Raw genomic sequence first — 23,646 nt, forward strand, 5'->3', positions numbered from 1 at the left:
GATTACAAATCCAGACCTCATTTCACAATTTTAAATCTGGTTCAATAAAGATTACAAGAACTTAATTCTTAAAACGGATTTGCAAATCCCGACTAACTTATAACTTATTTGTTGTAATTATGGTTTTTTATTGCTCATTTTCTTTAAACTTTAGTCTTTAAGCTTTCCTCCCTATCTTTGCCACATGGATGTTTTTGGTAAAGCGTTAACAGATATATACAGGACAGGCGAGGCTGATACCCTTTGGTTACACAATTCTTACGGAGAGGCTGAAGAAATGCCTTTGGAGTTTTTCTTTCGCGATGATGAAGATATGCCAGTGCTGGAACTTCAGGCTTTGCACATGTGCAGCGGCAAGGTATTGGATATTGGTGCCGGTGTGGGCAGCCATGCTTTACTTTTGCAGGCTTTTAACATCGATGTTACGGCCATCGATATTTCGGAAGCTGCGGTAAACATTATGAAAGACCGTGGCGTAAAAAAGGCATTTGTACAGGATATTTTTACCTACCGCGAGAAATTTGATACTGTTATTATGCTCATGAACGGTATAGGTCTTACTGGAACATTGCCAGGTTTTAGGGATTTTCTGATCAAGTTAAAAGACCTGATCAACCCGGGTGGACAGGTGATTTTCGATTCTTCGGATATTGCTTATTTATATGAGGATATGCCAAAGCCTGAAAACCAATATTACGGCGAAGTATCTTACCAGTACGAATATAAAGGCGAAAAAGGCAACTGGTTCAACTGGATTTACATAGATGAAGAAACCATTAAACATACTGCAAAGGAAACAGGATGGGATGCTGAACTGATTTTCGATGATGGAGAAGATCAATATTTAGTCAAATTGACTTTAGCGCAATAATCTTAAAGTCATAAAGCTTTTTGGGCTAATATTTTAGATAAGCAGGCTCATACATTTGTGATATACGAATTATGAGCAATACAAAAATAAAGCTAAGTGTATTAGATCAATCGCCGGTTCGCAAAGGTGTTACTGCCCGTCGTGCCATTGAAGAAACTACTATCCTTGCACAAGAAACCGAGCGGTTAGGTTACCACCGTTTTTGGGTTTCAGAACATCACAATACCACGAGTTTAGCTGGCTCAACGCCCGAGGTCTTAATTGCGCATTTGGCCAATCATACCAAAATGCTGAGAATAGGCTCCGGCGGTATCATGCTGCCTAACCATAGTGCGTTAAAAGTGGCAGAAAGTTTTCGTCTACTGGAGGTAATGCATCCTAACCGGATCGATCTGGGGATGGGCCGGGCACCTGGTACCGACCGCATTACGGCTTCGATGCTTAATCCATCAAATAATTGGAGTGAGCAGGATTTTGTAGAACAGCTGCGCGAATTGCAGCACTACCTTCATGATACCTCTGATGGCGGCATTCAGGCAAAAATAAAGGCAATACCCATTGCTGAAACCGTTCCACAGCAATGGCTGTTGAGCAGCAGCGGACAAAGTGCTTTATTTGCGGCCCACTTCGGAATGGGGTTTTCTTTTGCACATTTTATTAATCCGCATGGAGGACCACAGGCTATTCAATACTACCGGGAGCATTTTAAGCCCTCGGTTGATTTAACAAAACCCGTTGAAAATGTGGCTCTTTTTGTTTTTTGCTCGGAAGATGAAGAAAAGGTAAAGCAACAGGAGGCTTTAATGGCTTATCGTTTTCTCCAGCTGGAAAAGGGCGGGGGACTAACCTCAGTGGGTTGGAATGATATTAAAGATATCAGGTATACCACGATAGAGCAGGAGCGTATAAAAGCCAATAAACCGCGAATGATTTACGGCACACCGGCAGTAATAGAAGAGCGGCTTTCCAAACTGGCCGCTGATTATGCTGTTGATGAATTAATGGTGGTTACCATTACTGAACATTTTGAAGACCGGATAAAATCGTATCAGTTGCTATCAGATTTATTTCTGTAATATAATCGCAATTCCGGGGTTCGTTGAAACACAAACCCCGGAATTAATATTCAGGATTGACAGCACACTTTAAAAATTAAAAAACGTTTGCCTTCCGCCTACTTTTTGTCCAAAATTCTGGATGTTATAAGTGAGGGTAAGCATGCCGTATCTGCCCAGGTTATTACTTTGCGTATCAATAATGCTATTACCGGTAATCTGGATACTCCTGCGCACATTGCTCTGCAAAATATCATTAACCGAAAATTTTAATTGCGCCCTGTCGTTTTTCATGAACAGGTAAGTAAGAGCGGCATTCCAGTATTTAATGTTATTGTTATAGCCCGCAATTTTTTGATTATTGATGGTTAACGAATAGCTGGTTTCGAAAACCAGTTTTTTAGGGTAACGGATAATCAGTTCAGATGTACTTTGGTGGGTATTGTAACTGATGTTGGTATAAAAACTATCGTCGTACTTACTGCGGTTTAGGTTTACCGAATACGACTGGTTAATCTCAACCTTATCGTTCAGGTTTAGCCTCAAGCTCCCATTTGGCCCTACGTTAAATACATTCGCATCACTTTGGATATTGTTTACAATAACAGGTGTATGATCAAAACTGGCCCAGAAACCCAATCCAACCTTTAAGCTTGTTTTATCTTTCCTGAAATCTTTTGAAATGTTAGCCCCTCCCTGAAAGTTATAAATACCGCTCATGTTGATTGGATTAACCGTTTGAACACCGTTATTGATGGTAATGGTATTCACTATCCCATTTTTGGTAAAATTACCATAACCATAAAGATTATAGTTGATTAAGCTTTTCGGATCATACTTATACATGTTCATGCTTAAGTTCTGCGTTCTTGCCGGAAGCAGGTTTGGGTTTCCATTCCTGATGTAAAATGCGTTGGTATTATCGGCCACGGGCTGAAGGTAACTTACATTGGGCTCTGTAAACCTTGCAGAATAATTGAATGAGAAAATTTTGTACTTAAACTGGAATGTTGGCCAGATAAAGTTGTATCGTTGATCGATATCGGCCGCATTTGTAAAACGGTTATTGAGCAAGATATAGTTATGCACCAAACCAGGTTGAACGTAGAGATCCTTCGTTATTTTATACCTCACACTTACATTGGTATTGGTTTTAAATCCTGCCTGCTTAACGGTTTGCGATAAATTAGGTACGACAATGTCGTACAGTTGATTGGCCGGGTTGCGGTAAAAGGTATTTAAAGCATTTTCATTGTTGATGATGTTTCCACTTGCATCTACTTTAAAATTCAGTTTTTTGCCAATGGGTTCGGTATAATTGGCATAAACATAAGCCCTGAAATTATCGATGGTATTGTTCCTTAACTGGTCAATTTCTGTGGTAGAAGGAACAAGGTAAAAAATACTGTTGCTTCTGTTATAGTTAACGATGGGATTTGGGTTAGCCGAAATATCAGTACCCAGGTTAAATGATCGTCCTGTTTTTTTAAAATCCTTACTCAAATCGGCTCTTATCTGGTATTTATTGGTAGAACTGTTTCGATCATTAACATTCTCGAGGGTATTGATCAATTGGTTATTTGCATTGTTGTTGCCCGAAGAAACTTTGCTTACGGAGTTGTTGGAGTTTAATACTATTGCCGGTTCGATAGTAAGTTGTGTTAAGGAGTCGATCTGCCAATCTAATTTTCCGCCTATGGTGTGTTTTAAGATTAGGGAACTGGTATTTTCATTGGCGTTGGTAATCAGCCTGTCGCTACCTAGTGTCTGGTTGGTATTGGTGAGTTTCTCCAGGAGGTTGTCCGACCGGCCAAAAAAATACTGTGTATTAAATTTAATGCCTTTTTTATTAATGGTATTAAAATTAAAACCGCCACCCGACGAAGTTTGAATACCGTTATAACTTCCCCCAAAACTAATGCCGTTGAATTCGAAATAGCCTCCGGAGGTCATCATCATGGAGTTTATGCCACTCCGGTTAAACCCACCTATACGTTGCACATCGTTAGGGTTAAAGCCCGGTTGATTGATGTTATTGCCGTAAGCCAATACACTTACCTGTGTGGTATCTCTAAAAAAGTTCATCAATCCACCGGCCTGGTAAAGGCTTCTCTGTCCGCCACCGGCATATAATTTTCCAAAAGCTCCCTTTTTAATGGCTTTTTTCAGCTTTAAATTAATAACCTGTGGAATTTCTGATGCGGTTAAATCCGGATCTCGCCTTTTGGCCTGCTTATCATCCACCACCTGTACTTTATCAATAATATTGGCTGGCAGGTTTTTGGTTGCAATCTGTTGGTCGCCACCAAAAAATTCTTTTCCATCAACCAGGATTTTACTAACGGCCTTCCCATTAACCTGTATTGAGCCATCAGGTGCTATGGCCACGCCGGGTAATTTTTTCAAAAGGTCTTCTACCACTGCTGATGGCAGGGTTTTAAATGATTCTGCATTAAACTCGATCGTATCTTTGCGTACGATAACAGGTGGCCGTTCAGCCGAAATTACAACCTCATTTAAATCATTTGCTTTGACCGAAAGGTACAGGGTGCCAAGGTTTAAAGTCGGGTTTGCGGCAGTTAGTTCTACTTCCTTTCTAAAAGTTCCATATTGCCATGCCGTTACCACTAAGCGGTATTTTATGCCCGTGGCAAGGCCATTGATTTTAAAAAGACCTTTATCATCTGAAAGTTTATAAGTGGTTAATACGCTGTCGCCAACTTTATAAACCGAAACAGTAGAATAATTTAAGGTAACTTTATGATTGGCACTATCGGCTAATATCCCGGTAATGCTTCCGTTTTTTTGTGCAAACAGGTTAAAAATAATTAAACTAAAGGCAAGCGAGAGTAAGAGTTTTTTCATGTATGGTTTTTAAATAAGGAGCCTGAAAGTATGAGCTATTTTTTTACAGAATCAATAAATGTGACGAACCTGACCAAAAATGTGATGGATAAGGTTTGTTTAAAAAAAGCTGACACAAAATTTTCTGAAATGTTGCATGTAAATATATAACTAATACTTTAGTTTAAAGCTAAACCGATTATGTTGCATTTACAAATAGCCACAGAAAAATTACAATCTTAAAAACAAAAAAGCCCCATTGCATTGCAAGGGGGCCAATGGAGTAGATGATTAATTTATTGCAAATCGTTATAATTAATAATTTTTACTGCAGGATTTTTGGCCAGGATTTCTTCCATCCATTTACGGTGCGAGGCACCAACGCCTACAATAACCCTTTTGGCTCTTTTGGCCTTTGCCTGATCAACGATGTTTTTGCACATCCCTTCATTTCTTAACATCCATTGTGCAATCATTGCTTTTACCGATTCGGTAGGGAAGCCCGCATAACCATAAAAATGAGGGCCACCATAAAAGTTCCAGGCTTCGTCCAACACACCATATTTCACTGTGTTCATGCCTGCATACGGATCGGCATTAAAAACTTTCGATTCTTCTTCACTATAACTCCAATAGGTTTCTATAGCTTTAACCGTTGCTGCTTCAGCTGAAGTGCTGTCGGCCTTGGCTTTATTCATCATGATTTTGTACAAAGAATCGGTTTTAGCCCAAGCCTCGCTCCAGGGTTTATCATAAGTCTGGCAATCCATTTTATAAATCTGATTCTGGCCCAATTGGTAAATAAGTGGAAAATGGATCTTGCTATATTCGCTCGCTGGCCGGTATAAACCTGCTTTTTTTAAGGAATCCAGGCTGCCAAACATTTTGGCATACTCAGCCTGTTCTTCTTTACCGAAACTGTTTTTCATATAATTTTCGAGGAGAAAAATCTGATATTCAGCATTTGCCCTATCCCAGTTTTTAGCATAATTAACTGCTAAATTCATACGGGTTTTATGATAGTAGGCAAAAGACTCAAGTGCTCTTTGATCTTTTTTAATCTGAGCAGTAATGTTTTTAGGCTTTTCCGGATTTAGTTTTTCGATGTAATCGTGACCTTTTTTAAAAACTTTCACGGCCCAATTGCTTTCTTCAAGTTTGGCGTAATCGGCCTCGGGTAAATATTCACCAAAAACCATATCCGGGTTAAAGTTTTTCAGCTTATCGATAATGGCCTGAAAATTTTGTGTCGATTTAGAATTATTGTGGGCAGAGCCTACTATAACAATTTCGATCTGATTTTGGGCCTTTGATTTAAACGCGATTGCGGTTAACAATAAAAATGCAAGGCTAAGTTTTTGTATGGTTTTCATCTTTGTTTCGTTTTGTTGATTCAAAGATGGACAGATGCATTTGCCAGCTATATTTAATTATCCCAAAGCCTCAATATATTATCCCAATTGGGTAAAAAAGAAATTTGGGTGTTAATACATTAGAATTAAACGTTGGGATAGCGGTTTAAGCTTTTCGTCCTGTATATAAGGCTTATTCCATTAGTTTTTGGTTAAAACCAACTATCAGTTTAAAGAGGTCATTATACTTGGTAAGGGGCAGGGTTTCGGATTTATCAAATATATCATGGTAGGCTGAAGGACCGCCCTGGGTGTAAATGAAAAATGCTGGAACACCTTTTTCGGTAAAAAAATAATGATCGCTATTGGCTGCTTTACCCCTCGGATTGATTTTGGAAATGTAGTGATGTTCATTGTTTACAGCATTAAGCTGTGCAAAGGCTTTTGGGTAAACAGGTGCATTAACCACGGTCATTCCCGACTCGCCTGTTCCAACAAGGTCGAGGTTAAGGAGGAACTTAATGTTGCCCAATGGAATCAGCGGATTTTCTACAAAATACCTCGATCCTAAAAGGCCCGATTCTTCTGCCGCAAAACAGATGAAACCAATGGAGTAAGGCTGGGGGTGTGCCGCATAATATTTAGCTAAACTTAACAGGGTAGCCACGCCAGCGGCATTATCATTTGCACCGGGGAAAAAGGTATCAGCGCCCATTCCACCCAAATGATCGTAATGCGCGGTAATAATTAAAAGCGAATCAGGATATTGAGTTCCTTTAACCAGGCCGCAAATATTGGCAGCCTGGAAATCAGGGATAAATTTGTTTTCGATATCTACGCTGATTTCTTTTGGAATAGCAGTGAAATATTTTTTATTAACCTGGATGTTGGTTACCTGTCCCACTTCTGTAGCTGCCGACCAGGTAAGTTTATCTTTTAAAGAAATGATTAATGTAGGGGTAGCCTGGTAATTAAGGCTGTCGATCGGTGTTAAGCTGGCTTTTTGTTTAATGCCCGGACTTTCGTTAGTGATGATAAAATCTTTACCGGGAACAAGTTTTTGGCCATTAATGGCGACCATCATTTTTCCGGGAAACGTATTTACAGAAAAAGCAAAATATTGCTGGTAGTGAGCACCCATTGGCAATAAACCGATTTTTTGATAAGTATCAGCAATATAACCGGCTGCTTTTTTCATGCCGTCCTTTGTATATCCCCTGCCCCAGAATGTTTTTGAGGTTAGGGTATTTATCACACTACGGGTGTAAGTAGAATCCTGCGCAAAACTGTTTACGGTACAAAACAGAAAAATGAAGAAACTGAATTTTTTCATGCCGGAATTTAGTAAAATAAAACCGAGGAAAAGGTGATCGTGAGCCTGAATTTATTGCAGGGATCTGATAGATGCTGAAATGAATGCAGCATGATGGTGATTGAAAATAAAAAATGGTTGAGGCTTAACAGCTCCTGCCATTAATCCATCAACCATTAGATATAAATTAATCTTATTATTTTACCAGGTAAGGCTGTAAAGCTGTTTTAATTTTTTCTTTGTTCTGTGCTGCCGTCCATTTTTCTTTGATAGATTGATCGCCTAAACTAAAGAGCGTTTCGTAAAGCAATTTACCATTTGCCATCGTCTGTACTTTGAAGGTATTCTGAGATCCGATAATATCAGCCCAAACGCCACGCACATCGGCCCAGTAAGATTTTTGGCCGGCCCACCATTTTTGTGCATTAGCAAAAGTTTTAGGATCTATTTTGGTAAATTCTTCGTAACCTTTTTCAACGGCTAAAAGTTTATCGCCACTGGCAGCGCGAACAATCTTTTTATTGTCCTGCTCAAACATCCAGCCATCTTTGGTTATGGTAATTCTGCTGCCGCGGTTTAATACATTATAATCTTTACGCACGGTAGATTCTCGCCTTGGTAGCGGAGAATCGGTTTCGCTCGACCACGCATCGTGACCGCCAACATGGCTCCAGGTACCATAACCCTGGTAACGCGGACTATCGTCTACCTGATACACTTTTTGTGTCCATTTACCTTTTACATCAGCTGGTGTTAAATTGCCTTTTTTCCATGCATTATCCTGGGTATAAAGCATAATATCGGTATCTTCATACGTCCAGTCCTGGCGCCAGTGTTTAATTACGGTGGTATCGTTAATAGCCAGCAGGTGTTGTATCACAATTCTTTTAGGCTCATCAACAATAATTTCGGCCCATTCATTGCCATGGCTTTCGTAAGGTTTACTGAATTTATAATTTGGATCGGGTGCAGTCACTTCACCGTAATTGAAATTCACTTCATAGAATCCCGCTAATGATTTGATGGCCTTTCTATCTTTTTCCAATTTTTCTTCCGGAGTATCTACTTTTGTTTGTGCGCTGGTATTAAGGGCAATTAAGCCGGTTAATACCAAAATTAGGTTCAAAAATTTCATTTTTATTATTAATTAGGGGTGGTTAATTTTCCGCAATGGCGGGATTTTTCTTCTTTTTCTTTTTGCCCCACCAGATAATAAAACCGGTGATGGGTAAACTTGCTGCAATTAAACTGGCAAAAAATGCCATTATTTTTCCGGGCAGGCCTAAAATAGCCCCAACATGGATATCATAGTTCATCCCGATAAGTGCTTCACCCGCATTTTTATCGCTTTGGTTTTTACGGGCGAGCAATTTGCCTGTGTACTGATCGAGTAGCAGGACATCGAAATTCCAATAGGTTTCTTCGCCCTTATAGCCGGTTGCATAAATGGTTGCTGTACCACCTTCGGCTGGCGACATCCCGATGCGATCTGCATCTTTAAAGGTTTTTTGAGCGTTTTCGAAAGCCACATCAAACGGAATGGCTTTAATGGTTTTGGTCGAATCTGATTTAGCCTGTATTTCTTTGGGTGGTTTAGTGCTGCCTGATGCCACTACATACACCGTTTTTTGGAACCATTGAAAGGCCCATACCAGGCCTGTTAGTGCCAGCATCAGGCAAATGATCATCACATAAAAACCCAACACGTTGTGCATATCATAATTGATACGTTTAAATTTCGCCTTCCATTTAATTTTGAAACTTTTATCGAAGTTCGATTTTTTGAGGTTTTTAGGCCACCACATTACCATACCCGAGATTAAAAGAAAAACAAAAATGATGGTACTCCAACCAATAATCTGCTGCCCGATAGGGTGATTAATGAGAAAACTCCAGTGCAGCATTTTAACAATACTGAAGAACTCGTATTTATTGTCGGAAACTAAGGTAACTTTGCCCGTGTAGGGGTTAATGAGCACAAGATCGTAATATTCTATCGAATCGAAATACCAAAATGCTTTAGGATCGCCAGGTTTATAAGTATTAAACTCCCAGGCCCGGTCGGCTTGGGCATAGCTCGAAATGAAAGTAACCTTTTTCTTTCCGCCTAAGGCTTTTTCGGCAGTAGCTTTTAATGTGCTTAAAGGAACTGTTTTTTTATCTGCGGGTACCTCAACAAAAAATTCTTTTCTATGGATAAACTCGGTAATTTCTTTCTGAAAGGCAAAAATACATCCGGTAATGCCCAAATGAAAAACCACAAGACCCGATGCTATACCCAGCCATAAGTGCAGCCAATCGCTCATTCTTCTTATCTGCGATTTCTTGTTTTTTTTCTGTAGAGGTTTTGTTGGCGACATTAAGCTTTATTTAATAAAGAACCGATTGGTAATTTTGGCTATCAATTGGCTGAAGATTTAGGTTAACTTCTCTTAGTTAACTGCGGTAGTATAAGTTACCAAATGCCAGGTTTTTTCGTAATCCTGCCCGTTCAGTTTGCCCGGTGTTTTATCTTCGGCAAAAGCCTCCAGAAAATAATTTCCTTTTGCAACCGGGTTGAAAGTAAATTTACCATTTGCATCAGTTTCGGCAGGCTGGCCTTTTTTATCAGGACCAACAAGGGTTAATTTCTGGTTTGCAAAAGGAGTTTTGTTGTAAATAACTTCATGAACAGCAGTTTCGCCAGCTTTTAAAGCGTGTTTATCGGGCCTGATGGTTAAAGCCGCATCAGCGGGATATACCTTATTTATTTTTAACGTACCAACAGCAACATCAGCAAAAGCATAATACTCGATTTTTGCTTTTTCGTAAACAGTAGCCACCTCGTGTACAACAGAAAGTTTATAAGTTCCGTCCTGATCGGGTGTAAAACGGGCCTTATAAAAAAGTACATCCGGCGAAGTTGTTAAAATTGTTGTGGTACCATTGGGAGCCGTTAAAACCAATTTGAAATCTTTCAGGTTGCTGAACCACTTGGCTGCGGTATCACGCTCGTTGCTTTCGTATTCTCCAAAAAAAACTTTTACGTCCTGTGTTTGTCCTTTTTTGCCTGTTGCCGGGGTTTCTATCCATAAAGCATGTGCAAATACATTCGAGATACTAAAGGCAAGAAATAATGCCAATAATGAGATTTTAGTTTTCATTTTTTCCGGTTTTTAAAACCGGCAGCAGCTGATCTGACCCAGGTGCTCCCGGTTGATTTTATTAAAATTTATAAGTTAAGCTGCCGGTAAAGGTTCTTAAATCCTGTGGATTCATGGTGCTGTAACCTGTCCAGTATTTTTGATTGGTAAAGTTGTCTACTTTAGCACCGATCCTAAACCTTGGATGATCATAGAATACCGATGCGTTAAAAACTTCGTAAGCCGGCAATATAAATACACCCTGACTTACGCTGTTTACAATTTTGTTATCGCTGGCGTAGTTACCACCGGCACCTAAACCAAAGCCTCTTAAAGAACCTGCAGCAAACTTGTAACTGATCCATAAGTTTGCCGAGTATGGCGAAGCCGAATAAGCATCGCGTCTCCCTTCAACATCGGGTGAAGCATTTTGCAGGCGGTTATCATTATAAGCAAAACCCGCAATAATGTTTAAACCATTTAAAGGGTTGGCTACAATTTCTGCTTCGATACCTTTGCTGATTTTGTTACCATCCTGGATCTGTGCGTTTGGATTTAATGGGTCTCCGTTATAACCCCTTACAATATCTTTAACCTTGATGTAATAATAAGATACCGATCCGGTTAGTTTACCATCAAACAGGTTGCTTTTAACTCCGCCTTCTATCTGGTTAGCTTGCTCCGGCTTAAATGTATCACCTTTATAATCTATACCATTAATGTTGTTAAAACCGTTCTGATAATTGGCAAATAACGATAGCTGATCCTTAATCGGCTGGAATACCAGGCCGAATTTAGGAGAGAAAACCGTTTGTTTGTAAGCTCCCTTTGGAGCGGAGCCTGCACGATCAGAATTGCCCTTGTTATCAAACCTGTCTACCCTTAATGCGGCTAAGGCAATTAATCTGTCTGTTAAATTAATTACATCTGAGGCATAAGCGCTATAAGTATTGGATTTGAAGTTAATCGGGTATGTGGAATAAGGATTTGCCGCATAAAATGCAGCTAAATTAGCCTCAGTAAAATTATTGTAATTGGCACCCGTTCCGTTTTTATTTGTGATATCAAAACTATCGATCGAATAAAACAGCTGATCAGAATTCTGGCGCAAATAATCCAGACCTAAAACCAGTCTGTTTTTGATTGAACCCAGGTTAAAAGTACCGTTAAAATTTTGTTGGATTTCGTAGTTGTAAAGTTTACTGTTATCTGTCGATTGATCTGCCCTTGAAATGAAGTCGGCGCCTGGTGCAGCGGCCGGATTGCCTAGCAGTGGATAGTTATTTGGCACCAGGAACAGGTAAGTGCCACGGCCGTTGGAAAAACTATAACTGGATGAAAAGCTGGTGTGTGATGACCAGTTTTCGTTAAATTTATAATTCGCCTGGCCAAAGAAATTCGTACTGTTATATTTTTGCTTCATCGCATCACCGGTAAACGATTTATCGTAAGGTATACCAGACTGATCAGCCCGGTCAAAACCAAGGTCTTTTACCGGAAAATAGAAGAAAACAAATGGCTTTAAAGTGTTTTTACCATTAGAAATTTCCGCATCCAAGGTAAAATCCAGCTTATCGTTTACCTTATAAGCTAAACTGGGTGCAACAAAGAAACCCCTGTCGAATACATTTTGCTGGAAAGAGCCTTTGTAATTATAGGAAGCATTTAAACGTGCGTAAATGTGATTATTTTTATCAACCGGGAAATTAAAATCGGTGCTTACCCTGTTTACATCATAGCTACCGGCCGAGTAGGTTACCTCTCCGCCCAAACCCTCAAAAGGTTTTTTGGTAATGCGGTTAATTAAACCTCCATAAGAAGTTAAAGTACTCCCGAATAGGGTTGCAGATGGGCCTTTAATTACTTCAACACTTTCTATATTTGCCGCATCATTACGGCTGGTTATATTACCTACAATTCCGTTCCTCAATTTCGATTGAACAATAAAACCCCTCGATGCATAGTATGCACCGCCATCGCCTCCACGACCGGTTGATTCCCACATTTTTTGTATACCTACCGCATTACGCGTTGCATCATCGACCGAGAATATTAATTGATCGTTAAACGTTTCTTTAGTAATGGTGGTGTAAACCTGTGGGTTTTCTAAATTGGTGATTGGCATTTTAGAAACGTAATCACTCTTTTGTGCACCGTATTTATTGGCTTTACCTTTATTGATATTGACCTCGTTGAGTTGATTGGAATTCTGGCTGATGACAAAATCAACCGTTTTGTTTTCGCCTGCGGTGATCATAACTGATTTTTCTATACTCTGAATACCAACACCTGATACCCGTAAGATATAAGAACCCGGTTTAACCCTTTGTATTTCGAAGATACCCTTATCGCTGGTCACATTTCCAAGGCCTTTCCCTTTCAAACCTACCGAAATATAAGCTGCCGGTTTACCATCTGATGTGGTTACCTTACCGCTAATCGTAGAATATTGTTGTGCAAAGGAGAGCAAGCTGGAAAAAGCTAAAAGAAAAGTTAAACTGGAAAGTTTGATGTTAAACATGTTAATATTTATTTGGATTAATTCTAAAGAGAAGCAAAATAACGATACAAAATCGGCTTATCCAAATTATTTTGAATTATTCTAAATAGAGTAAATGGAGTTGGTATTCAGTCTGGTGCAGTCGGGGCACTATTCATGCCCTAAAAGATTAGTTTAACGTTTTAGCCGCTGATTTTCTTAGATTTTTCCGGCTATTTTTATAGAAATCTACCTGCAGATTTATTGTTTGGATTTAGTTCTAAAAATGGCAGAAAATGTGATTTTTTAGCTTAAATGTGTCATTCTGGTCAATATAGGCATATTTTAAGCTGTAAAAGCGGGGTGTTGAAGAATTAAATGTTAATTAATGTTAAATTTTTAGGTTAAAATATGGTTTTATTTAGCTAAAAAGTAATTAAATGCCAAGTAAAAAAGTTGATACTTTAGCCGGAAATCAAACCTAACTAACTAATCATCAATGGAAAAAAATTCTACAAGACATGCCTATGTGAAATTTTTAACGGCCACATTATTTTATCTGCTCATCCCCTGGCTGGCTTTTGCCCAGAAAACAATCAGGGGAACAGTTTTAGATCAGTCTAATAAACCCATTCCAGGGGTTTCTATTATCGAAAAAGGTACAAAGAATGGTACTTCTACCAATGCCGATGGAAAGTTCAGCCTAACGGTTCAGAAAGAGGGTGCAATTGTTGTTGCCAGGATAGTGGGCTACCGTTCGACGGAAAAAGCAGCTCCGGCAAGTGGTACAGTAAACTTCTCTTTGGAAGAAGATAATAATACACTGGATGAAGTGGTTACTATCGGTTATCAAAAAATTACAAGAAAGAAAACTACAGCTGCGATTTCCAGTATTTCCTCTAAAGAGTTGGCCAATTTGCCATCCGCAAGTTTTGATCAGTTGCTACAAGGTAGGGTATCGGGTGTAAATGTTCAGAATTTCACCGGTCAACCCGGAGCAGCACCTACTGTATCTGTAAGGGGTAATTCGTTGGTTAGCAGGGGTTACGACGAATTTAATGTAATAAATTCACCCCTTTATGTAGTTGATGGTGTTCCGCAACCAACCGAAACCTACGTCGGACCAGGTGTAGGAACAGGTCAGAATTATCTGGCCGGCATCAACCCAACAGATATCGAATCTATCGATGTATTAAAAGATGCTTCCGCAGCTGCCATTTATGGGTCGCGTGCAGCCAATGGGGTTATCTTGATAACAACGAAAAAAGGGCTTAGCGGTGAACCCCGAGTTTCTATCAATGCTTATGCAGGTTTGACCCAAAGGCCAAAGTTGAGAGATGTAACACTTGGAACTACCGAGAGGAGGCAGAAAATGGATATTTTGCAAAGGCAACTGTCTTATAATGACCTGAAACAGCTTCCCTACATTTTGACTGATAGTTTAAATCCCGCTTATAATGGTAATACAGACTGGCAAGATCTTTTTTATCAGTCCGGAAAAATCACTAACGGCGATTTAAGTGTGAGTGGTGGTGGCGCGAATGGAATGGTATACAGGTTTAGTGGAGGATACTATGATGAACAAGGTATTATTAAAGCCACTGGTTTCAAAAGGTATTCAGGTAGATTAAATCTGACAACCAGAGCCATGAAAGAGAAATTAATGATTAATCCCATTATTGCCTACTCGAGATCGGATTTTTCAAGAGGTAATGGGAATGGTAGTAGCCCTATTAATTTAGGGGCGGGCAATATGCCTTCATCATTATTAAATCTGGATGAAGATAAAAAAGCCCTTTTGTTAGGTGCCTACGATGAGAGTTTGGATAAAAACATCAGCAATCAACTTACGCTAAATTTAAATTTAAGTTATGAGTTTAATAAGCACCTAATGCTCACATCTCAGTCCTCTTATTTGTTAAATACTGCCAGGAGGGATTATAGCAGGACCAGTATATTGAATAATGGTCAGGGAAATTCATCATCGAGCTACGCTGATAATGGCATCAATGCACTAACGTCTAATTTTTTATCGTATAACAATCAGTTTGGTAAACATTCCGTGAGTGTTATTGCCGGGCAGGACATTCAATATAACCAGTTCCAGAATACATCTGCTTCAGGTTATGGAGGTCCATCAGATAACATTCAAGTGGTAAGCGGGTTTCAGCAATCAAGGATTTCAGCTGGTTCCGACTATCAGGCTTATGGACTCCTTTCGTATTACGGACGTTTGGCTTATGATTTCGATGGTAAGTATTTACTTTCGGCAAGCGCCAGGGCAGACGGTTCATCCAGATTTGGTAAAAACAATAAATGGGGATATTTCCCGTCAGCATCTGTTGGGTGGTTGGCTTCAGAAGAAAACTTTATGAAAAACTGGGTAAATAACCCATTCACGCTAATCAAACTGAGGGCCAGTTTAGGAACATCAGGAAGTTTACCTAATAATAATTATCTACAATACAACTTGTATTCCGTAAATAATGGCGGGTTTAATGGAAATGGCGGGGCGACATCTTATAATGGTACAACTGCTATTACACCGAATTTAAGTGATGGTGCAGCGCAAAGTAACCTTAGCTGGGAAAAATCCCTTCAATGGAATATCGGTACCGATATGGAAATCAAAAATGGCAAGTATGCACTATCGTTTGACGTATATAATAAAGAATCTTCTTTACAGTTGTTTAGCGTAAACCTCCCACTAACAACAGGTTACGATAGGGCGTTAACGAATTCCATAGGCGTCAGAAATTCAGGTGTGGAGTTAACAGTTTCTGCTAATCCGATTGAAGGAAACTTCAAATGGTTTACAAGAGTTAACGCCTCATATAATAAAAATCAAATTATGAATTTGCCAAATGGTGGAAGAGATCTCATTTTAAGTGGAGACAGATTTGATAAATCTCACATCCTTTCAGTTGGAAGCCCAATAAATGCATTTTATCTTTATAGGACAAATGGCGTATTTTCGAGAACAAGCGATATACCTGTTAACCCTTTTACAGGAGAGTTATATAGGAATAGTAATGGTACGTACCAAGCAGGTCAATTTTATCTAGCTGATCTTGACGGAGATGGCTTCATCGATATTTTTAATGATGGTATCAATCCCGACAAAGCGCCGATTGGCGATCCCAATCCAAAAATTACAGGAGGCTGGACCAATGATTTCAGTTACAAGAACTTTTCATTGAACATATTCTGTACTTTCACTTTCGACAGGGATGTATTAAATTTATTTGAATCAGATCGTTTTTCCAACTCAACAGATGGTGACCCTGTAAATAGATTTGCCGCATTTTCAACTCCGGATCTAAGCAAAATAAACATTTGGAGAAACCCCGGAGATCAGGCAGACTACGCTAAATATGATTTGGGAAGTTATCGTTACTATTACACCGGTGCCCAGACATTTTTCCTGGAAAAAGGTGGTTATTTCAGAATCAGAAGTATAAATTTTGGTTACAATTTTCCGGCTAAAACGCTTAAAAAATTGGGTTTAAATAAATTAAAGCTTTTTGCAATCGCAGATAATGTTTATATGTTCCAGCAGTCTAAACGCCTTCCCGATGCTGAAAACGTAAATCCATACGGGGAATATAATGGCGCGGGATATCCTATCCCAAGAAAATATACACTTGGTTTGGAAATTCAATTTTAATTTTAATACTATGAGACAGCACTTAAAAACTTTAAGCATATTAAGTTTAGTTATATTATTAACTCCACTTATTTCTTGTAAAAAATTATTGGAGCAGGAACCTAAAAACTCTACTTATCTAGAAAAATTTTGGAAATCAGCAAGCGATGCAAGAAGTGCCTTAGCAGGTAATTATGCATTGCTCCGTAATGCTTGTACAGATAAGGAAAACCGTTACTATCTGTATGGAGATGCCATTGCCAAAAATTATTTTACCATTCAGTATACTGGGGATGGGCTTGAAGGCATACAAAATGGTGATTTTACGTTTCAATATAACCTAAACTCATTGGCTAATTACACGCTATACTATAAAACGATTGCGATGTCTAACATCGTTATTGCTAATGTAAGCAAGATGACTAATGCCCAACTTAAAGATACAGATGATCCGGCAGCGTTTAAAAACAACATCATGGGTCAGGCAATGTTTATCCGTGCTTTAAGCTATTTTATGATGGTAAGGGTTTGGGGCGATGTGCCTTTGGTTACTACAGCTTATGACGATCCAATCACTGCGCCACAGCTTCCTAGAAGCTCGAGAGCAGATGTGATGAAGCAAATTGAGACAGATTGCAGAAGTGCCATCAATTTATTGACCTGGAATTATATTAACATTGGCGATGCAAAAGTGACCGCCAATAAAGGGTCAGCATATGCTTTATTGGCCCACCTATATCTATGGAGGGCTACGATGTCTGATGTTAGCCAAGATACACCAAATTTAACTGACGTAAATAATGCAGATACTACAATTACTACTTTAATACAAAAAGGAGGATATAGCCAAACGGATACTGCAAATTATAAATCAACTTTTGTAGGACGTTCTAGTGACGGAATATTCGAAATCAACATGAGTGAGAATACATTAGAAGGTTCTAATTCCAGTATCGGTACGAGATTCCTTAGCGGTGCGTATATCAATACATATTCTAATAATCCAAGATTTTATGTTGTTCCACGTTATCTGTCGGATCAGTTTGGGTCAAATTCTAAAGATATTCGCTTTACTAAAAATTTTGATCTCTCAAATCCTGAAAGACCAATTTGCACAAAATATAGCAATGTAATTTATAGAAACCCCGGACAGAAATTAGATGCTTACTTGAGTAATAACATGATTATTTTCCGTTTAAGTGACATGAAGTTGCTGAAAGCTGAAATTGCGTTATACAAAAATGATGCAGCCACCGCGACTACTGTTATCAATGAATTCAGAACAAGGAATAATCCTAATCCTACACTTGTACCAAATGGACTTTCTGTAAGTAGAGTAATGGATGAGTATATCAAGGAGAGAAGTAAGGAAATGTATCTTGAAGGACACTTGTTCTTTGATCTTTTACGTACCAGGCGCTATGGTAATGTTGTGGATTGGCTTACGGAAACCAGATTTAGAAGAGAAGGGTTTTATTGGCCAGTGGATCCTGCACTATTCAGGGAAAATCCAAATCTTAAACAAACAACCTATTGGTTAGGAAAAGTTTAACTATTAGTAATTAAATCATGAAAAAATATATCATAGCTGTAATAGCGATTATAACTGCCGCATTTACATCCTGCAAAAAGGATAGCTACAAAAATGATGGGGGTGTTAGTAATGCCTTTGTCAATATGACAACATATGACTATCTGAAATCTAATCCAAAGTTTGATTCCTTAGTTAAGGTTATTGACCGGGCAGGTTTAAAAGATGCTGTAAATGGAAATATAACTTTCTTTGTTACGACAAATTACGGAATTGTAGACTACGTTGCGGCGAAGAAGAATCAACAGGCTATAAAAATTGGTAAGGAAAACTTTGATTTTGGGATTAAAGACATTCCTTCTCAAGAATTGAGCGATTCCTTGAAAACGTACATGTTTGCAGGTAAAATTAACCGTGATCAAATGACAGTTACGGGTAAACTTTATGATAGTATGCTTGGTTCAATTCCTAATGTACAGTATCTGATTAAGTTGAGAAGGACTTTTGATTTTAACGCTTATGTCAGTAATGTAGATTATGTAACCTATACCAAAGTGATTGGTACCAGGGATGACCGTGAGCCAAATCAGGATGCTATTCCGGATAATCAAAAGGATAAGGCTGTTGATTGCCAGACTTCAGGGATTATTACTACAACTGGAATCGTGCATGTGCTCAATGGAAACCATAGGTTGTTTTTTAATGCCCAGTCGTTAGGTAACTAAGACTGTCCGTGAAAAACAATATGTTAAACCTCAACAATGTATAATTATGAAAACAAAATATATTTTAGGTTTTTTTGCATTGCTAAGCATGGCAGCATGTAAAAAAATACAACAAGGCTTTCAAAGTGATGCTATTCGATATAAGGATAATAATATCTATGCTAAAAGAGGCTTGATTTTATATCAATCTGATAGGATAAATGCCGATGGCTCTACACCGCCATATACATTTAAACTGCTAAATCTTCGACGCGAGGATGGTTCTCCTGCCCCTGCTCAATTTAATACTGAGTATGAAATTACGACGTTTAAACCCGGGATGTCATTTGATGCCACTACAGATACCACTGTAGCATTGCTGAACAAAAAAAGAGAAACTGTTAAGCGACTGCCTATGTACTTTAATGAAACCAGTGGTCAGCTTACTTTTAATAAGGCTTCGGCAAATTTACCCTTAGGTAAATACTACTTTGATGTAGAAATGACAAATGTGACGGGTACAAAATTATTTCCTAAGTTGGCTACAATAAATGTGGTAGATCCTGAATTGGAAGATCTTTTTGTAGTAACTGATAATGTTGCCAATGGATTTAATGATGTAACCGGGGCGGTAACAGCAATGCGTAACCCAACCATTACCTGTACCAAAATATCAAATTCAGGTGCACGTGCAATTTTGAAAATGGTTGATAAGAACGGCCGTACATTCAATCCAAAAGCTGGCGAAATCATTCAAAGGGGAGACCGTCCGGTTTTTGAAAACTATGCCAAGTTTAACCCCGTTATCAAAACGGATACTGCGATGATCTGCGATTTTGAAGTGGCGCCATTTCCGTTAACAAAGTATGTAACGCCTACAACCGATTGGGGATTCCTAATGTATTACAGAATACCTAGTCAATATGTTACTATTGATAATTTTCCATCTTCACCTGGTTTCTCTGTAAACCCAAGATGGTCATGGCAACTTAAGTTAGAAGGTACTTATGTTATTCAAATTAAATTTAATGATGTAACAAAAAAATAATAGTACGAAATACATAAAAAAAAGGCAATTTTCACATCGGAAATTGCCTTTTTTATTCATATAAAAATCCGGTTATTTGATCAATACCGCCTGTAAGCTCAATGGGCGTTCCGTGTCATTTGCAGGTGTTACCAAACCACCGCAAATGATATCGTAATGATAACCAGCGGTAAAGCTGGTGCTCACAGAAGTGGCTTTAACCGCGCCTGTCGACGTTTCTTTCGCATCAAACGAATAGGTGCCGGCATCTATAGTAATAAAACCACTGGCACTTTTGTAAGCTTTATTGCTGATTAAGGCCGTGGTTGCACTGGTTTTTGCCAGGTCAAGAGCGGGTGCATCTGGCGATAGGTTGATGAAACGGATATAAGCTTTATCTGTTGATGGAGTAGAGAGGTCATCGCCAACAGTATAAATATCCAATGCCCCGGGTTTGTTGATTAAATAGGCGGAATAATACGTTGATGGACTTAAAGTAACCGTTTTAGTTAATACACTTTCAGTGCTGCTGGCCGTAGTAAATTTTAAACTATAAGCACCCGACGTATACGAGGTATAGGAAGTTGACCCACCAAATGGCAAAGCCGCCGAATTAACCATAGTACCATTAAAATAAGCGTTATAAGTTGCCAGCGAAGGAGAAGTGTTAATTACCCGGATATAGGATAAATTAGGATCGGCAGTTTCGGCCTTTTTACAGGAAGTAAGTACCGTAAAAGCAAGCATGACAAATAAAAAAAGAGGGCTAAAATAACGTGGGGTAGAGTTCTTCATCGTGTTTTAAAATTTGATTTAATAATTAAGGAACATCACTAAAACGACTGCCTGGCAGCATTCGCTACAGCATTACAAATATTGTACTTTATACAGCATTTAGTATGTTAAATGTTGTTAAGCAGATGTTAAAATAAGACGTTCTTTTTTAACAACCTTAACGCAGGCAAGGAAGGTCATCATAAAATTAATGTTGAGCCAACTAATTCTTAACAGGAATATGCCCCCTCGAACCCCGATTAAGTCAGATTAATTTAAAAAAAACAAAAGCTTAACATAAAAAAATCATGATAATATTGTGTAACTCGATTTTTATTTAAACCTTTGCACCTCAATAGAGTTAAAGCTATTTGAATACGCAAGAAATGATTAAACAGATTTTACATAAACTTTCAGTTTCCCCGGCACAAATGCTGTGCGGGAAAGGTTTGTTTATTAATCATTGTCAACCCGTATTCTATTCTCCCATAAGCCGGCAAAATTTCACTCCACGTATTTAGTACCTATACTAAACGTAACGAGGAATTGATCCTCTCTAAAAACCCAATTAACAAGAATACTTATAATTTTTCGTTAGAAAACGAATGGATATTAACGAATTTATAGTGCAAGTTGCACTTCCTGAACATCGTGTATTTGCCGAAGAAATTGTAACCGAGATGGCCGAGTCTGCTAAAGCACGTGGCACCGGTATAGCCAAGCGTTCGCCGGAGTATGTTGCAGGCAAAATGGTCGAAGGTAAAGCTGTAATTGCTTTCCACATGGATGGTACATGGGCGGGGTTCTGCTATATCGAAACCTGGAGCCACGGACAGTTTGTAGCCAACTCAGGATTAATCGTTTCCCCTAAATTTAGGAAAGCCGGTTTGGCACATGCCATTAAACAGAAAGTTTTCGAGCTTTCCAGAAGTTTATACCCAAAGGCAAAGATTTTTGGTTTAACCACCGGTTTGGCCGTAATGAAAATCAATTCCGATCTCGGGTACGAACCGGTTACCTATTCTGAACTTACCCAGGATGAGGAATTTTGGAAAGGCTGCCAAAGCTGTGTAAACTTCGAGATATTGAAAATGAAGGAGCGTAAAAACTGCATGTGTACAGCCATGCTTTACGATCCGGCTACGCAAAAGCACGATGCCGCCAAGAAGTTTGCCGAAGAACTGCAGAAAAAACCCAAATTATACGAGCGCTTTATGCGCATTAAACAGCGCTTGGTTGTTAAACCTAAACCCAAAACCGGCTTAAAAGCCCTTTTATTTTTATTTACCTTTTTATTTAAGTAGCATGAAAAAAGTTGTTTTAGCATTTAGCGGAGGCTTAGATACCTCATTTTGTTGTATTTACCTGGCAAAAGACCGTGGGCTGGAAGTTCACTCGGTGATTGTAAATACCGGTGGTTTTTCTGATGAGGAATTACAGGAAATTGAGAAAAGGGCTTATGCTTTAGGTGTAAAATCGCATGCTGTGGTAGATGAAACGGAAGGTTATTATGACGACTGTATCAAGTACCTGATTTTTGGCAACGTACTTAAAAATGCGACTTATCCACTATCCGTGAGTGCAGAACGCGTAAGTCAGGCAACCGCTATTGCCAATTATGTTAAAAAAATCGGGGCTGATTATGTGGCCCATGGCAGTACCGGCGCAGGTAATGACCAGGTACGTTTCGACATGATCTTTAATATCCTCATCCCTGGAGTAGAGATCATTACCCCGATCAGGGATTTAAAGTTATCACGCGAAGCAGAAATAGAATACCTGGCTCAACATGGAGTGGAATATAGTGCCGAAAAAGCAAAATATTCAATTAATAAGGGGTTATGGGGAACTTCGGTAGGAGGAAAAGAAACGTTAACCTCTCACGAAACCTTGCCGGAAAGTGCCTGGCCAACACAGGTGTCGGAAACCGGATCGCGTAGGTTAGAACTAACTTTCGTGAAAGGCGAACTGGTAGCTATTGACGGTGAAACATTAGCTCCGGTTAGGGCAATCCAAAAATTACAGGCCATTGCACAGCCTTTCGGTATCGGAAGAGATATCCATGTGGGAGATACCATTATCGGCATTAAAGGCCGTGTTGGTTTCGAGGCCGCCGCACCGGTTATCATTATTAAAGCACACCATACTTTAGAGAAGCATACTTTAACCAAATGGCAGTTAAGCTGGAAAGAACAGTTATCTTCTTTTTATGGCAACTGGTTGCACGAAGGGCAGTTTCACGATCCGGTTATGCGGAACATAGAAGCATTTTTAGCCGACACGCAAAAATTTGTGAGCGGTAAAGTATTTGTAGAACTGTTACCGTACCGTTTCCAGATCATCGGAATTGAATCAGACCACGATTTGATGAGCAATAAATTTGGTAGCTATGGCGAAATGAATAATGCCTGGAGCGGAGAAGATGTTAAAGGTTTCTCCAAAATATTTGGTAATCAGGTAATGATCTGGCATAAAGTGAATAGCGAGGCTGAAGGCTAAAAGCTTGAAGGCGTAAGGACTTGATACTCGATCCTTAATACTTATACTCAAAATGAATAAAATCCTGTCAAAAGAAAATTGTATAAACCATTATAAATGGGGCGATAACTGTGATGGATGGAATTTTGTAAGCAAACCTGAAGCCATTATTAAACAGGAGTTAATGCCAGCTCAAACGGCCGAGAAATTACATTTCCATACCTATGCAGAGCAGTTTTTCTTTATATTGAAGGGACAGGCAACTTTTTTAGTTGAAGGAGAAAAAATTAGGGTGGAGGCCAACAAAGGTTTACAGATTAAAGCTGGCGATAAACATAAAATTATAAATGATGGTGTTGATGATTTAGAATTTATTCTTTTCTCCTACCCATCAACCCAAAACGACAGAACGGATTGTGAATAATATTACGATAAAGCAAATAGGATTAAC

General features: G+C 39.0%; 17 protein-coding genes. 9 read left to right on the forward strand and 8 right to left on the reverse strand.

Features of this window, described 5'->3' with window-relative positions:
- Positions 1-184 precede the first annotated feature (184 nt).
- Both GGQ60_RS19380 and GGQ60_RS19385 read left to right on the forward strand, forming a co-directional pair.
- On the forward strand, positions 185-871 hold the full coding sequence (locus GGQ60_RS19380; RefSeq protein ID WP_183767499.1) for a class I SAM-dependent methyltransferase: 687 nt from the start codon (positions 185-187) through the stop codon (positions 869-871).
- 71 nt (positions 872-942) lie between these two features.
- Positions 943-1,947: an LLM class flavin-dependent oxidoreductase gene (locus tag GGQ60_RS19385; protein ID WP_183767501.1), complete on the forward strand. Its 1,005-nt coding sequence runs from the start codon at positions 943-945 to the stop codon at positions 1,945-1,947.
- Between the two features lie 69 nt (positions 1,948-2,016).
- Here GGQ60_RS19385 and GGQ60_RS19390 read toward each other — a convergent pair whose 3' ends face one another.
- From GGQ60_RS19390 to GGQ60_RS19420, 7 genes are all read right to left on the reverse strand, one after another.
- On the reverse strand, positions 2,017-4,791 hold the full coding sequence (locus tag GGQ60_RS19390) for an outer membrane beta-barrel protein (RefSeq protein WP_183767503.1): 2,775 nt from the start codon (positions 4,789-4,791) through the stop codon (positions 2,017-2,019).
- Between the two features lie 275 nt (positions 4,792-5,066).
- On the reverse strand, positions 5,067-6,143 hold the full coding sequence (locus GGQ60_RS19395; protein WP_183767505.1) for a DUF5694 domain-containing protein: 1,077 nt from the start codon (positions 6,141-6,143) through the stop codon (positions 5,067-5,069).
- Positions 6,144-6,315: 172 nt separating this feature from the next.
- Positions 6,316-7,455, reverse strand: a complete 1,140-nt coding sequence (locus tag GGQ60_RS19400; protein ID WP_183767507.1) for a M28 family metallopeptidase — start codon at positions 7,453-7,455, stop codon at positions 6,316-6,318.
- A 175-nt stretch (positions 7,456-7,630) separates the two neighbouring features.
- Positions 7,631-8,569 (reverse strand): DUF6607 family protein, encoded by a 939-nt coding sequence (locus tag GGQ60_RS19405; protein ID WP_183767509.1) that lies wholly within the window; start codon positions 8,567-8,569, stop codon positions 7,631-7,633.
- Between the two features lie 22 nt (positions 8,570-8,591).
- On the reverse strand, positions 8,592-9,794 hold the full coding sequence (locus GGQ60_RS19410; RefSeq protein ID WP_183767511.1) for a PepSY-associated TM helix domain-containing protein: 1,203 nt from the start codon (positions 9,792-9,794) through the stop codon (positions 8,592-8,594).
- Between the two features lie 72 nt (positions 9,795-9,866).
- A complete protein-coding gene (locus tag GGQ60_RS19415) occupies positions 9,867-10,577 on the reverse strand; it encodes a DUF4198 domain-containing protein (protein ID WP_183767513.1) in 711 nt (236 codons plus the stop codon).
- Positions 10,578-10,638: 61 nt separating this feature from the next.
- Positions 10,639-13,077 (reverse strand): TonB-dependent receptor, encoded by a 2,439-nt coding sequence (locus GGQ60_RS19420; RefSeq protein WP_183767515.1) that lies wholly within the window; start codon positions 13,075-13,077, stop codon positions 10,639-10,641.
- Positions 13,078-13,534: 457 nt separating this feature from the next.
- Here GGQ60_RS19420 and GGQ60_RS19425 point away from each other — a divergent pair, with 457 nt between their 5' ends.
- The 4 genes from GGQ60_RS19425 to GGQ60_RS19440 are packed head-to-tail and all read left to right on the forward strand — an operon-like array spanning position 13,535 to position 19,964.
- Entirely contained in the window at positions 13,535-16,702 is a 3,168-nt protein-coding gene (locus GGQ60_RS19425; protein WP_183767517.1) for a SusC/RagA family TonB-linked outer membrane protein, read from the forward strand.
- 10 nt (positions 16,703-16,712) lie between these two features.
- Positions 16,713-18,233, forward strand: a complete 1,521-nt coding sequence (locus GGQ60_RS19430; RefSeq protein WP_183767519.1) for a RagB/SusD family nutrient uptake outer membrane protein — start codon at positions 16,713-16,715, stop codon at positions 18,231-18,233.
- A 17-nt stretch (positions 18,234-18,250) separates the two neighbouring features.
- The gene (locus GGQ60_RS19435; RefSeq protein WP_183767521.1) at positions 18,251-18,937 is read left to right on the forward strand and encodes a hypothetical protein; all 687 of its coding nucleotides are present in this window, start codon (positions 18,251-18,253) and stop codon (positions 18,935-18,937) included.
- Positions 18,938-18,983: 46 nt separating this feature from the next.
- On the forward strand, positions 18,984-19,964 hold the full coding sequence (locus GGQ60_RS19440) for a DUF5007 domain-containing protein (RefSeq protein ID WP_183767523.1): 981 nt from the start codon (positions 18,984-18,986) through the stop codon (positions 19,962-19,964).
- A 72-nt stretch (positions 19,965-20,036) separates the two neighbouring features.
- Here the strand turns inward: GGQ60_RS19440 and GGQ60_RS19445 are convergent, their stop codons facing one another.
- Positions 20,037-20,738, reverse strand: a complete 702-nt coding sequence (locus tag GGQ60_RS19445; RefSeq protein ID WP_183767525.1) for a DUF4397 domain-containing protein — start codon at positions 20,736-20,738, stop codon at positions 20,037-20,039.
- A gap of 584 nt (positions 20,739-21,322) precedes the next feature.
- On the opposite strand from GGQ60_RS19445, the gene GGQ60_RS19450 reads away from it, so the two are divergent.
- The 3 genes from GGQ60_RS19450 to GGQ60_RS19460 are packed head-to-tail and all read left to right on the forward strand — an operon-like array spanning position 21,323 to position 23,619.
- Complete coding sequence (locus tag GGQ60_RS19450) at positions 21,323-22,021, forward strand: GNAT family N-acetyltransferase (RefSeq protein ID WP_183767527.1); 699 nt, start codon at positions 21,323-21,325, stop codon at positions 22,019-22,021.
- 1 nt (position 22,022) lies between these two features.
- Positions 22,023-23,216 carry an argininosuccinate synthase gene (gene argG, locus GGQ60_RS19455; protein WP_183767529.1) on the forward strand — a complete coding sequence of 398 codons (1,194 nt, stop codon included), beginning with the start codon at positions 22,023-22,025 and terminating at the stop codon, positions 23,214-23,216.
- Between the two features lie 52 nt (positions 23,217-23,268).
- Positions 23,269-23,619 carry a cupin domain-containing protein gene (locus GGQ60_RS19460; protein WP_183767531.1) on the forward strand — a complete coding sequence of 117 codons (351 nt, stop codon included), beginning with the start codon at positions 23,269-23,271 and terminating at the stop codon, positions 23,617-23,619.
- Positions 23,620-23,646 lie beyond the last annotated feature (27 nt).

Origin of the sequence: Pedobacter zeae (assembly GCF_014196715.1) — a bacterium.
Classification (GTDB): Bacteria; Bacteroidota; Bacteroidia; order Sphingobacteriales; family Sphingobacteriaceae; genus Pedobacter; species Pedobacter zeae.

Bases quoted from the DNA above. Each gene is read 5' to 3' on its own strand.
- GGQ60_RS19395 (WP_183767505.1), bottom strand. From the start codon at position 6,143: ATGAAAACCATACAAAAACTTAGCCTTGCATTTTTATTGTTAACCGCA.
- GGQ60_RS19415 (WP_183767513.1), bottom strand. From the start codon at position 10,577: ATGAAAACTAAAATCTCATTATTGGCATTATTTCTTGCCTTTAGTATC.
- GGQ60_RS19420 (WP_183767515.1), bottom strand. From the start codon at position 13,077: ATGTTTAACATCAAACTTTCCAGTTTAACTTTTCTTTTAGCTTTTTCC.
- GGQ60_RS19445 (WP_183767525.1), bottom strand. From the start codon at position 20,738: ATGAAGAACTCTACCCCACGTTATTTTAGCCCTCTTTTTTTATTTGTC.
- GGQ60_RS19405 (WP_183767509.1), bottom strand. From the start codon at position 8,569: ATGAAATTTTTGAACCTAATTTTGGTATTAACCGGCTTAATTGCCCTT.
- GGQ60_RS19425 (WP_183767517.1), top strand. From the start codon at position 13,535: ATGGAAAAAAATTCTACAAGACATGCCTATGTGAAATTTTTAACGGCC.
- argG (WP_183767529.1), top strand. From the start codon at position 22,023: ATGAAAAAAGTTGTTTTAGCATTTAGCGGAGGCTTAGATACCTCATTT.
- GGQ60_RS19385 (WP_183767501.1), top strand. From the start codon at position 943: ATGAGCAATACAAAAATAAAGCTAAGTGTATTAGATCAATCGCCGGTT.
- GGQ60_RS19450 (WP_183767527.1), top strand. From the start codon at position 21,323: ATGGATATTAACGAATTTATAGTGCAAGTTGCACTTCCTGAACATCGT.
- GGQ60_RS19390 (WP_183767503.1), bottom strand. From the start codon at position 4,791: ATGAAAAAACTCTTACTCTCGCTTGCCTTTAGTTTAATTATTTTTAAC.
- GGQ60_RS19400 (WP_183767507.1), bottom strand. From the start codon at position 7,455: ATGAAAAAATTCAGTTTCTTCATTTTTCTGTTTTGTACCGTAAACAGT.
- GGQ60_RS19430 (WP_183767519.1), top strand. From the start codon at position 16,713: ATGAGACAGCACTTAAAAACTTTAAGCATATTAAGTTTAGTTATATTA.
- GGQ60_RS19410 (WP_183767511.1), bottom strand. From the start codon at position 9,794: ATGTCGCCAACAAAACCTCTACAGAAAAAAAACAAGAAATCGCAGATA.
- GGQ60_RS19435 (WP_183767521.1), top strand. From the start codon at position 18,251: ATGAAAAAATATATCATAGCTGTAATAGCGATTATAACTGCCGCATTT.
- GGQ60_RS19460 (WP_183767531.1), top strand. From the start codon at position 23,269: ATGAATAAAATCCTGTCAAAAGAAAATTGTATAAACCATTATAAATGG.
- GGQ60_RS19380 (WP_183767499.1), top strand. From the start codon at position 185: ATGGATGTTTTTGGTAAAGCGTTAACAGATATATACAGGACAGGCGAG.
- GGQ60_RS19440 (WP_183767523.1), top strand. From the start codon at position 18,984: ATGAAAACAAAATATATTTTAGGTTTTTTTGCATTGCTAAGCATGGCA.